Source organism: Paenibacillus sp. 01T422, from assembly GCF_056398785.1.
This window is the reverse complement of sequence record NZ_JBFTQB010000137.1, coordinates 1-9674: the sequence shown is the minus strand read 5'-3', so window position 1 is coordinate 9674 and position 9674 is coordinate 1. Positions and strand designations below refer to the sequence as shown.

General features: G+C 46.8%; 9 protein-coding genes. 7 read left to right on the top strand and 2 right to left on the bottom strand.

The window, feature by feature from the left end; genetic code table 11:
* The 6 genes from AC1DUA_RS10450 to AC1DUA_RS10425 all read left to right on the top strand — a co-directional run.
* Positions 1-1593: putative 2-aminoethylphosphonate ABC transporter permease subunit (locus AC1DUA_RS10450; protein WP_477499675.1), on the top strand; the 1593-nt coding region annotated here is incomplete at its 5' end.
* 47 nt (positions 1594-1640) lie between these two features.
* Entirely contained in the window at positions 1641-2426 is a 786-nt protein-coding gene (locus tag AC1DUA_RS10445) for a DeoR/GlpR family DNA-binding transcription regulator (protein ID WP_477499674.1), read from the top strand.
* A 32-nt stretch (positions 2427-2458) separates the two neighbouring features.
* The gene (phnX, locus tag AC1DUA_RS10440; RefSeq protein ID WP_477499673.1) at positions 2459-3277 is read left to right on the top strand and encodes a phosphonoacetaldehyde hydrolase; all 819 of its coding nucleotides are present in this window, start codon (positions 2459-2461) and stop codon (positions 3275-3277) included.
* A 42-nt stretch (positions 3278-3319) separates the two neighbouring features.
* Complete coding sequence (gene phnW / locus AC1DUA_RS10435) at positions 3320-4420, top strand: 2-aminoethylphosphonate--pyruvate transaminase (protein ID WP_477499676.1); 1101 nt, start codon at positions 3320-3322, stop codon at positions 4418-4420.
* A gap of 19 nt (positions 4421-4439) precedes the next feature.
* Positions 4440-5573 (top strand): alanine dehydrogenase, encoded by a 1134-nt coding sequence (gene ald / locus AC1DUA_RS10430; RefSeq protein WP_477499672.1) that lies wholly within the window; start codon positions 4440-4442, stop codon positions 5571-5573.
* Positions 5574-5594: 21 nt separating this feature from the next.
* On the top strand, positions 5595-6299 hold the full coding sequence (locus AC1DUA_RS10425; RefSeq protein ID WP_477499671.1) for an MgtC/SapB family protein: 705 nt from the start codon (positions 5595-5597) through the stop codon (positions 6297-6299).
* Between the two features lie 58 nt (positions 6300-6357).
* On the opposite strand, the gene AC1DUA_RS10420 is transcribed toward AC1DUA_RS10425, so the two are convergent.
* Positions 6358-7686 (bottom strand): UDP-glucose dehydrogenase family protein, encoded by a 1329-nt coding sequence (locus tag AC1DUA_RS10420; RefSeq protein WP_477499670.1) that lies wholly within the window; start codon positions 7684-7686, stop codon positions 6358-6360.
* Positions 7687-7700: 14 nt separating this feature from the next.
* Positions 7701-8858 (bottom strand): glycosyltransferase family 4 protein, encoded by a 1158-nt coding sequence (locus AC1DUA_RS10415; protein WP_477499669.1) that lies wholly within the window; start codon positions 8856-8858, stop codon positions 7701-7703.
* A 234-nt stretch (positions 8859-9092) separates the two neighbouring features.
* Here AC1DUA_RS10415 and AC1DUA_RS10410 point away from each other — a divergent pair.
* Positions 9093-9674 (top strand): ATP-binding protein (locus tag AC1DUA_RS10410; protein ID WP_477499668.1); only part of this gene is annotated, 582 nt, incomplete at its 3' end.

Genomic DNA, 9674 nt, shown 5'->3' with positions numbered 1-9674 from the left:
CTGTTCAGTAAAGCTTTTTTCAATACGAAGGCAGAATTCATCGGGATTCAGAATTTCATCAAATATTTTACAACACCATCCTTGACGCAATCCTTGTGGAATACAGTGTGGGTTTCATTGCTTTCTACGGGTATTGCCGTCTCTCTGGCATTCCTGTACGCGTATGGGATTAGCCGGACGGCCATTCGAGGTAAAGCTTACCTGCATTATGTCGCTATGCTGCCGCTTTTTGAACCGACCATGATGCACGGAATTGCTTTAACGTATCTGTTTGGCAATCAGGGTATGGTGACAACGGGCATTTTCGGATTATTGCCGAGTGGTATTCATATCCCGATCTACGGTCCAGTGGGCATCGTCATTTCCGAGGTCATTTATTTGTTCCCACAAGCTTTTCTCATTTTCATTACTGCTTTGTCTATCACAGATCAGCGGTTGTATGAAGCCGCGGAGACATTGGGAGCAGGCAAGGTGAGGACGTTCCTGACGGTTACTTTGCCTTCGGTCAAATATGGTTTAATCAGTGCAATCTTCGTTTGTTTCACGGCTTGTTTCACGGATTTCGGGGCACCACAAGCAATTGGCGGTAAATTCAACGTATTGGCCACGGATATTTATAAGCAAGTCATTGGACAGCAAAATATGTCAATGGGCGCTACGGTTGGTATTTTGTTAACCATTCCGGCGATTATCGCTTTTGCAGTTGATCGAATGGTAGAAAGAAAACAGCGTTCCATGCTTTCTTCCAAATCAACTCCTTATCGGATTGCTGGGGGGAAAGCTCGGGACAGCTTTTATCAACTGTTTGGAGTCATCATTTCTATTTTAATACTCATTCCATTACTTACGATTGCATGTGCTTCATTAATTAAAGTTTGGCCTTATAACTTAAATTTCAGTTTCAAACATTATGATTTCTCCCATGTCGCAGGTTCAGGGCTTGATCCGTTTTGGACCAGTTTGCAGGTGTCGTTTTTTACGGCAGTCGTCGGAACAATCGTCACATTTCTATTTGCCTATCTCATCGAGAAATCGCGTCATTTGAACGGACTTAGGCAGATTGGCTATTTTCTGTCGGTACTGCCGCTAGCACTGCCTGGTATGGTCATTGGTTTGGCTTACATTTTCTTCTTTAATAATCCGAACAATCCTATGAATTGGATTTATGGATCGATGATTATCCTTGTACTTGCCAATATCACCCACTTCTACGGGGTGCCCTTTATCACGGCGACGACAGCCTTGAAGAAACTGGATAAAGAATTCGAACTTGTTTCTGAATCGATGCGCGTACCTTTTTACAAAACTCTGATGAGAGTAACGGTTCCTATGTGTCTACCGGCGATCATAGAAATCGCTATGTACCTCTTTGTTAACTCGATGGTTACTGTTTCTGCGGTTGTTTTTCTGCGATCAGCGGATTTGAACTTAGCGGCAGTGGCGCTCGTGAATATGGAGGATGCAGGAGATGTAGCTGCGGCAGCAGCTATGGCGGTGCTCATCGTGATTACGAATATTATCGTAAGACTACTGTATACGCTCCTTTCCAAAAAAGTAAGAAAGAAAACAGAAGCATGGCAAATTCGAAAGTAACCGCTACGATTTAACAATGAGGCAGTTGTGTAAGGAGGTTAACGTTCGTGTCACTTATCGGGGAAGAACGTAAGGAATATATCCTTAATCAGATCAATTCCGAAGGCAAAGTGATTACCAATGAGTTAGTCGAGGTTCTTCAGGTTTCTTCGGAAACCGTGCGCAGGTATTTGGAGGATCTAGAAGATTCTAACAAGTTGAAGCGGGTCTACGGCGGAGCGGTGAAAGTGAATCGTTCCCGAGAAGAGCCCTCCCATCTGAACAGAAAAGTACTGAATGTAGAGGAAAAACGTAAGATAGGCAAAGCGGCTGCAGCTCTTGCCCAGGACAATGAAGTGATCTTTATCGATGACGGCTCGACGACGCTGCAGATGATTGAACATTTGCTTGATAAGGAGAATCTCACGATCATAACAAACTCCATTCCTGCGCTTCATTCGCTCATTGAGTATAAGAACAGAGATTTGTACTCTGGGGAAATATTTTTCATTGGAGGCAAAGTAAGCTCGCTGCAATCTAGGGTTGTCGGCTCATTGGCGGAGAAGATGGTAGAGCATTTTTATGCAGACAAAGCGTTTATCTCTATCGATGGGATGATGATTGACAAAGGAATCACCTCTTTTGATGAAAAGCGCGGTCAGTTAGCGAAGAAGATGATGGAACATGCCAAAATGAACATTGTGGTCTCCGACCACTCCAAAATAGGCATGGTGCAATTTTATAAAATGGCGGATTTGCGGGATATCGATGTCATCGTCAGCAATGTTCCGCCACCGGAAGAATGGGAAACTGAACTAGAACAAAGGCATGTAGAGTGGATCACATCAGAATAAAGATAGATTTGTGAACTAAGAGAGGGATGGTAATGGTGTCGAGAAATTATGAAGGTCAAATTCAAGCTGTTATTTTTGATTGGGCAGGTACGATGGTTGATTATGGATGTTTTGCGCCACTTGATGTATTCCTGCGGATATTTGAGAAGCGGGGCATTCCCATTACAGCGGAAGAAGCACGTGGCCCGATGGGACTACTGAAATGGGATCATATCCATACGTTATGCGCCATTCCAAGAATCGCTCAGCTATGGAAAGATAAATTCGGTGCTCTGCCTACCAATGCAGATGTGGATGATTTGTATGCTGACTTCGAACCGTTGCTTTTTGAAATTTTACCGAATTATACGGATCTGATCCCTGGCGCTCTGGACTTAGTGAAGGAACTGCGAGGCAGAGGACTGAAAATCGGCTCTACGACGGGATATACCGCGGAAATGATGGCAGTTGTCAGCCGTGAAGCCAAGTTGAAAGGGTATGAACCGGATTCATTGGTCACCCCTTCCGAAGTAAAAGGTGGACGTCCGTATCCGTGGATGTGTTATGCGAATGCAGCGAATCTAGGTGTTTATCCGTTTCAGGCGATTGTTAAAGTAGGCGATACTGTCAGCGATATTCAAGAAGGTGTTAACGCTGGGGCATGGAGTGTAGGGGTTGTAAAAGGGGGAAGTGAACTCGGTCTTACCGAGGAGGAAGTTCAAACACTGCCAGCTGCGGAATTGGCAGCGAAAATGGCAGTTGTTGAAGAACGTTTCCGTCAAGCTGGAGCTGATTATGTGATCCCGACGATCGGCGACCTTGTGAAAGTCATTGACGATATTAACGCCCGATTGGCAAAAGGTGGTCAATAGATGAATAAGCCTAAGGAGGTTTCAACCATGAATATTGATTTGATTGAAGATAACCCGTATTTGCTTTTGACGCCTGGACCCCTATCGACGAGCAAAAGGGTAAAAGCGGCCATGCTGAAAGACTGGTGTACGTGGGATGATGATTATAATCGAATTGTACAGGATATTCGCGCTAAACTTGTCCAATTAGCGACTAAGGAAACTTCGCTGTATACCTCCGTTCTTATGCAAGGCAGCGGTTCATTTTGTGTAGAGTCGGTCATCGGAAGCGTTGTTCCACAGGATGGCAAGATTCTAGTTATGGCGAATGGTGCTTATGGTCAACGGATGGCTCAAATGGCAAAAATGCTGAACATTTCGCTCGTTGTGTTGGATAGCGGGGAGATTCAGCCTCCGGATTTGGATCTATTGGAGTATACGCTGCGCAAAGAAACGGATATCACGCATGTGGCTGTTGTTCATTGTGAGACGACGACAGGTATGTTGAACCCGATAGAAGCCGTGGGCCGCATAGTTAAGAGCTATAACAAAACTTATATCGTAGATGCCATGAGCTCCTTTGGCGGAATCCCGATGGATATCGCGGATCTACAGATTGACTTCTTAATCAGCAGCGCCAACAAGTGCATTCAGGGTGTTCCAGGATTCGGTTTTATTATCGCCAAAATTGATGAAATGAAAAAGTGTGCCGGATTGGCGCGTTCCCATTCCCTCGATTTGTTTGATCAGTGGGATAAAATGGAGAACTACAATGGTAAATGGCGTTTTACATCACCAACTCACGTTGTCCGTGCTTTCTATGAAGCGCTAAAAGAGTTGGCAGACGAAGGTGGAGTTATCGCCAGATACAACCGATACAAAACAAGCCAGCGGGCACTTGTCAAAGGGATGAAGGTACTCGGATTCGAGACACTGCTTCCAGAGGTGCTGCAGTCACCGATCATTACTTCCTTCTTATATCCGGCAAGTGAAGCGTTCCAGTTCCAAACGTTATATGAGAAATTGAAGCTCAAAGGTTTTGTGATCTATCCGGGTAAAATTACGAATGCCAATACGTTCCGAATTGGCAACATTGGTGAAGTGGAAACTGCTGATATGATTCGTCTTGTGGATGCCATACAGCAAGAAAAATTCTGGACATAGACGAAGGAGATGCATGAGCATGATTATTGGTGTGCCGAAAGAAATTAAAAACAATGAGAATCGTGTTGGAATTACTCCCGCAGGAGTAGCCTCTTTCAAACATTACGGGCATGAGGTTTGGGTTGAAGCTAACGCGGGTTTGGGGAGCGGCTTCGAGGATGAGGCTTATTTGGCGGCAGGTGCCAAGATTGTACCCACTGCTGCGGATGCATGGTCGGCAGAGATGGTTCTTAAAGTAAAAGAGCCACTTGCTGAGGAATATGGGTATTTCCGGGAAGGCTTAATTCTATTTACTTACCTGCACCTTGCAGCAGAATCCGAGTTGACTCGTGCATTAACGGACAAGAAAGTCATTGCAATCGCTTATGAAACGATTCAACTAAATAATGGTTCACTACCGCTTCTGACTCCGATGAGTGAAGTGGCCGGCAGGATGTCCATTCAAATCGGCGCACAATTCCTGGAAAAGTCCAAAGGCGGAAAAGGTATTCTCCTTGGCGGAGTTCCTGGGGTAGCGCCAGCTGAAGTCGTGATTATCGGCGGAGGCGTGGTGGGGACGCAAGCGGCGAAAATGGCCGTTGGTCTAGGTGCGAGCGTGACACTACTTGATGTAAATCCAGAACGGCTGCGCCAATTGGACGATCAATTCCAAGGACGTCTGCGTACATTAATGTCGCATGGCAGCAATATTGCCGAGGCTGTTAAAAAAGCGGATCTGCTGATCGGCGCTGTATTGATTCCGGGCAGCCGTGCGCCACGGCTGGTGACTGAAGCCGTCGTCAAAACGATGAAGCCGGGTTCCGTCATTGTGGACGTAGCGATTGATCAAGGCGGCTCGATTGAGACTATCGACCGTATTACGACACACAGTGATCCGACCTACGTGAAACACGGTGTTGTGCATTACGCTGTTGCCAATATGCCTGGCGCGGTCGCACAGACTTCCACAGTTGCCTTAACGAATGTCACGGTAGGCTATGGCTTGCAAATTGCCAATAAAGGCTATCGTGAAGCTGCCTTGCAGCATCAAGATTTAGCAAAAGGATTTAATACGATTGAAGGTAAAGTTACGTATAAAGCTGTTGCTGAGGCCCAAGGGTACCCCTATGTTGAAATCGACTCCGTATTAAACGGTCTTTCCGTATCCGTATAACAAGCCTCGCGTTCTAGACAGATGCAAGTTGAGAGGAGAAACACAGTGTTGATATCTCCCTTTGTTATCAAGTTAGGTATAGCTCTATTTCTTGGGATGTTAATCGGAATTGATCGGCAATTGAAACATAAGCCGGTAGGCATGAAGACGAACATGGTTATTGCCGTTGCCAGCTGCTTAATTACGATGGTTTCAATCGAATCCGTAGGTCGATTCTCTATTCCAGGTCATACCAACATGGACCCAATGCGACTTGCGGCGCAAATCGTCAGTGGCGTCGGTTTCTTAGGCGCCGGCGTCATTTTAAGAAAGAATAACGATGAAATTTCTGGTTTAACGACAGCCTCTATGGTATGGTCGGCATCTGCGCTTGGGATTGCAACCGGTGCTGGCTATTATTTGCAGGCCTTTGTAGCCGTCATCTTTATTATTTTCTCCGTTAATTTGTTTCCGGTCTTGATTAAATGGATCGGCCCCCGCTCTCTCAAACAACGATATTTGGAAGTAAGAATTATTTGTCATGAAAGTCAGGATCCCAACCGGATTTTCATAAGGCTGAAGGAACTAAACATTCAGATTGAACGCGTTAAAGTGAAAGATGTAGAAGGCAGCTCCAGTCAGATGGAATTGAAGCTGTTAACGTATGAAAAAGTGCAAGTAACGGATATCTACGCTTCGTTGAAAGCTGTTGAGCATGTTACTTTTGTGGAAGTTGAAAGCAGATAATTCCGTGGTGGAATGCAAAACCCCAGTCCTTTTATCGAGGACTGGGGTTTGATTTATTTTATTCCGGAGAGGGGACTCCCACCCATGGGATTGGACTACACTCCATCGACCTTCCAACTGGCATATACATAGCCCCATCAACAGCCACAATTTGTGAGATGATTTGGCTTGGCAAGAGATTCCGACCGTCAAGCACATAAGGCCGACGCATAAGATCAAGCAGGTAGGGCCAATCGAGTTCGGCGAACTGCGGCCATTCCGTCATTATCATGACCGCGTCAGCTTGGGCTGCTGCTGCATAAGGGGAATCCATCACCTGAACGGCTTTGGCTCCAACTTGTCTGACGACAGGATCGAAGGCTTGAACCTCAATGCCATGACGCTCACATTGAGCTAATAAGGTTAGAAATGGCGCATCGCGAACATCATTTGTATTTGGCTTGAATGAGATGCCTAATACGCAGAGTCGCTTGCCTAAGGGATTGCCCCAAAGGGAGATAAGCTTGGCGATCATTCTTGGAATACGCTGATCATTGACCTTAGCGACCGACTCCAAAAGTGGAAGCGAGCTGCCGATCAGCTTCCCGGTGGTCAGCAGGGACTGCAGATCCTTGGAGAAACAGGAGCCGCCATAGCCAACACCTGCCGACAGGAATTCAGGCCCGATGCGCCGGTCAGCGCCAACGCCCCTCATCACGTGGCGGATATCTGCGCCATAGCCTTCACACACATCGGACATCATGTTCGCGAATGAGATTTTCATCGCAAGGAAGGCATTCGATGCGTATTTAATAAGCTCAGCGCTGCGCCTATCACAAACATGTGCGGGAGCCTCGATCCCTTCATATAACTGACGCAGAAGCGATTCGGCTTGGGGTGTTTTACAACCGAATACGATGCGGTCTGGCGCCATGAAGTCATTAAAAGCGCTGCCCTGCCTTAAAAACTCGGGATTAAAGGCTACCTCTGTGCGAAGACCAGCCGCTAGCAAAGTAGCTTCCAGTTCATCGCAGGTGCCTACGGGGACCGTGCTTTTTATGATCACAAGAGGGGGACAGGTGCCAGCTTGCATCAAGTGAGACAACACTTCATGAATATGCCCCAGATCCGTATGGCCGTCCGAACGTGTGGGAGTGCCCACAGCAATCATCAAAGCATCAGTGTCGGATGAAGCCTTGACGATATCTGTCTCGAAGCTTAATAATCCCTTCGCATAGACATCAGCCAACTCTGGCTCCAGCTGAGGTTCCCACACAGTCAGCTTATTTTCCTTCAGCCCGTGAATAACGGGCTCGCGGTCAACGGCAATGACTTCGTGCCCCAGCTTCGCAAAGCACACGGCGGCAACCAAGCCCACATACCCTGTTCCGACTAATGTTAATCGCATGGATGTCCCCTCCTTTAAGCTGTATAGAATCCCAGTTTGCTTCCAAGCTGGCGAGCATCAATAATTTGTTCGTAGTCCTCCAGCAATCGATCAAAGATAGCATCCCAAGAGCGCCTAAGAGCAAAACTTCTCGCTGCTTGGCGGAAATCTGCCCATTGTTCCGGGGCATTAACGAAAGCATCAATCGCTTGAATGAAGGATTCGGGTTGGCGAGGCTCGCATAAGGTTCCTGTCTGTCCAGGAACAATCATGTCCCGCACGCCTCCGCTATTAGCGGCAATAACCGGAAGGCCGGAAGCCATCGCCTCTTGGACGACATTGCCGAAAGTTTCGGTACTGGAAGGGAAGACGAAGAGATCTGATGAGGCATAGATTTCTGCGAGCTCTTCACCTTGCTTGTAACCAGCAAATGTCACATTATTCGGAGCTTGTTCACGCAACTCGTCAAGTTGCGGTCCATCTCCTACGATAAGCCAGTGAACACGTTCTTTCAGTGAATCAGGCAAAGTGCGCATGACAGCCGATAAGGTATCAATATCTTTCTCTGGGGCAATGCGCCCCACATAGAGGAGGAGGTATGGGGCTGTAATTCCGTATCGCTCACGAACCGCGTTCGTGTGTTTATCGGGGGTGTAGAGCGCGCAATCGACACCTCTGGACCACAACAGCATGCGGTTGAAGCCTTGTGCATGCAGGTGCTGCATGGTATCGGTTGAAGGGACGAAAGTGGCGTCGCAGGATTGGTGAAACCATTTCATGTACGTCCAATACAAGGGGACAGCTCTCTTCATCCGGTAGTAGGCTAAATAGCGATCAAAATGGGTGTGATAGGAAGCTACGTGCGAAATCCGGTGCTTGCGGGCGTAATGGAGACCACACAAACCGATGTTAAACGGAGTTGCCATGTGAAGCAGATGAGGTCGGAAGCGGTCAAGCTCAGAACGCAGAGAAATAATGTTGGGTAAAGCAATCCGGCATTCGGGGTAGAGAAAAAAAGGTACGGAGGGTACGGGGCGAATCAGTTCGGAGTAAGCCATTTCATCTGTGCATTTGGGTGTGAACACAAGGTGCTCAACACCACGACGGTTCAAGTAATCCGTGAGACGTCCTAACGTGAGTGCAACGCCATTCATTTGAGGAACGTAGGTATCGGTAAACAACGCGAGGCGCATAAGAATCCCTCCTGTAGTTCCTAGATGCGTTTAGCGTAACATCCGATTATTCGTGGAACGTTAACCGTATGTTAATTCTTTTTTAAAAAGGCAAGGGCCTGACTACAAGCGTAAAACCGTCATTTTGTCGAAAATCAATGGTGAAAGGGTTGCAGAAATCGACATACAGCAATGAGAGATTTGGAATATGATAGAGAGGAAGGTAGAGTTCACTCGTAGAAGGGGCTGATCGTTGTGGGCAAAATACAAATATCCTCAAAAGGGATCGAAAAAACTCTTCGTAAATTTGATTATTTGCAGGCGATTTCCGAATATATTTGGAACGGCTTCGACGCGCAAGCTACAGTGGTAGACGTTAAACTTCATTTAAATGTGCTCGGCGGCGTTGACCATATCGTGATCTCGGATAACGGTTACGGCATTGATCGGCGTGAATTGGAACGGAAGTTCACGCCGTTTTTTGAGTCTGAGAAGCAGATAGATCCAGAGAAGCGGACTAGAACCACATCGGCGATGCATGGTAAAAATGGCATCGGCCGCTTAACCTTCCATCGCTTTGCTTCAGATGCGACATGGAAAACGACCTATGTGGACGGCTTGCTGAAAAATACGTATACCATTCAGATTGGCGCGAATCAGTTGGATGCTTACGAGGTTTCGAGGATCAAATTGACGGATGGTGAGCCAGGAACGAGTGTAACTTTTCACAATATCATGCAGGATTTCATCATTGAGAATTTGTCTGCTTATCTATGCAAAGAATTTGGCTGGTTTCTGGAGCTGCATGCAGACAAAGATTTCGATCTTCGCTTGGAC

Bases quoted from the DNA above. Each gene is read 5' to 3' on its own strand.
- phnX (WP_477499673.1), top strand. From the start codon at position 2,459: ATGGTGTCGAGAAATTATGAAGGTCAAATTCAAGCTGTTATTTTTGAT.
- AC1DUA_RS10425 (WP_477499671.1), top strand. From the start codon at position 5,595: ATGCAAGTTGAGAGGAGAAACACAGTGTTGATATCTCCCTTTGTTATC.
- AC1DUA_RS10415 (WP_477499669.1), bottom strand. From the start codon at position 8,858: ATGCGCCTCGCGTTGTTTACCGATACCTACGTTCCTCAAATGAATGGC.
- AC1DUA_RS10420 (WP_477499670.1), bottom strand. From the start codon at position 7,686: ATGCGATTAACATTAGTCGGAACAGGGTATGTGGGCTTGGTTGCCGCC.
- ald (WP_477499672.1), top strand. From the start codon at position 4,440: ATGATTATTGGTGTGCCGAAAGAAATTAAAAACAATGAGAATCGTGTT.